The 2,041-nt window shown below is 65.6% G+C and carries 2 protein-coding genes; both read right to left on the reverse strand.

Going from position 1 to position 2,041, the window contains the following annotated elements; all coding sequences use genetic code 11:
* Positions 1-1,177: Gfo/Idh/MocA family oxidoreductase (locus tag EN742_RS33070; protein WP_148670450.1), on the reverse strand; the 1,177-nt coding region annotated here is incomplete at its 3' end.
* A 149-nt stretch (positions 1,178-1,326) separates the two neighbouring features.
* A partial coding sequence (locus tag EN742_RS33075) for a sugar phosphate isomerase/epimerase (protein ID WP_148670451.1) occupies positions 1,327-2,041 on the reverse strand: 715 nt, incomplete at its 5' end.

Genomic DNA, 2,041 nt, shown 5'->3' on the forward strand with positions numbered 1-2,041 from the left:
TCCACGCCCCGTTCTTCTTCGACGACTTCACGCAGGCCTCGATGAAGGCCATGCCTTCGACGCCGTCGGCAATCGTCGGGAAGACGACATCCTTTGCCGGCTTGCCGCCCTTCCTGCGCGCCGCGCGGATGGCGCGGGCCGCTTCCTGGTAGATATTGGCGAAGCCTTCGAGATAGCCCTCCGGATGGCCCGAGGGAACACGGGTGACACGCCCGGCGGAGGGCAGCGCGCCGGCGCCGGCGCGGGTCAGGAGCTGCTTCGGCTGGCCGAACGGCGTATACCAGAGATAGTTCGGATCGGCCTGCACCCATTCCAGCCCGCCCTTCGAGCCATAGATGCGCAGCTTTAGACCGTTCTCATGGCCGGGCGCCACCTGGCTGGCCCAGATCATGCCCTTGGCGGGATGCGCCTTGCCGACCGGCTTGAAGCGCAACAGCACATTGATGTTGTCGTCGAGCTGCCGCCCCGGCACGAAGGCGTCGAGATCGGCAGACAGCGCATCGAGCTCCAGCCCGGAGACGAAGCGCGCCAGGTTGTAGGCATGCGTGCCGATGTCGCCGAGCGCACCACCGGCACCGGCCTGCTTGGGGTCGGAGCGCCACGCAGCCTGCTTCTGGCCGGTCGCGGCGAGATCCTCGGTCAGCCAGTCCTGCGGATATTCCGACTGCACGATGCGGATGTCGCCGAGCTGGCCCTTGGCCACCATCTCGCGCGCCTGGCGGATCATCGGATAGGCGGTGTAATTGTGGGTGAGCACGAACACCTTGCCGGTCTTCTCGACCAGCGCGGCGAGCTTCTTCGCCTCGGCCAGCGTGGTTGCCAGCGGCTTGTCGCAGATGACGTGGATGCCGGCCTCGAGGAAGGCCTTGGCTGCCGGCACATGCACATTGTTGGGCGTGACGATCGCCACCGCCTCGATGCCGTCCGGCCGCTTGGCCTCGGCCTTGGCCATCTCGGCGTAGGAGCCGTAGCTGCGCGCCGGATCGAGGCCGAGCTCGGCGGCCGAAGCCTTGGCGCGCTCCGGGTTGGCCGACAGTGCGCCGGCAACCAGGACGAAGTCGTTGTCCAGCCTGGCCGCGATCCGGTGCACCGCGCCGATGAAGGCGCCTTGCCCGCCGCCGACCATACCGTAGCGGATCGGGCCGCCTCCCGTTTCCGACTTCGATGCGCCGACCATTCCTGTCTCCCTCGTTGGTGCTTGCCTCCCTTTGAGGGGAGGTCGATCCGCGCAGCGGATCGGGTGGGGTTGCCGAGCGTGAAGCTCGGCATGAGCCGACCCCGCCCGGCTTTGGGCCACCCTCCCCCCAAGGGGGAGGGAAAGCGGTACTAGACTCCCATCATGGCGCGCAGCGCCTTCTTGTCGGTTGCGCCGCCGGCGAAATCGTCGAAGGCCTTCTCCGTCACCCGGATAATGTGGTGCTGGATGAAGGGCGCGCCTTCGGCAGCACCATCCTCCGGATGCTTTAGACAGCATTCCCATTCCAGCACCGCCCAGGAATCGTAACCGTACTGGGTGAGCTTGGAGAAGATGCCGCCGAAATCGACCTGCCCGTCGCCGAGCGAACGGAACCGCCCGGCACGGTTTACCCAGCCCTGATAGCCGGAATAGACGCCTTGCCGCCCGGTCGGGTTGAACTCGGCGTCCTTGGCGTGAAACGCCTTGATACGCTCGTGGTAGATGTCGATGAATTCGAGATAGTCGAGCTGCTGCAAGAGGAAGTGCGACGGGTCGTAATTGATGTTGCAGCGCTTGTGGCCGCCCACCGCGTCGAGGAACATCTCGAAAGTCGCGCCGTCGAACACATCCTCGCCCGGATGGATCTCATAGCCGATGTCGACACCGTTCTCGTCATAGACGTCGAGGATCGGCTTCCAGCGTTTGCCGAGCTCGGCGAAGGCCTCCTCGATCAGGCCGGCTGGCCGCTGCGGCCATGGGTAAAGGTAGGGGAAGGCCAGCGCTCCGGAGAAGGAGACCGAGGCCTTGAGCCCCAGATTTTTCGATGCCTTGGCGCCGAATTTCATCTGCTCGACCGCCCATTGC

It is taken from the genome of Mesorhizobium sp. M4A.F.Ca.ET.020.02.1.1, assembly GCF_004022645.1.
GTDB lineage: Bacteria > Pseudomonadota > Alphaproteobacteria > Rhizobiales > Rhizobiaceae > Mesorhizobium.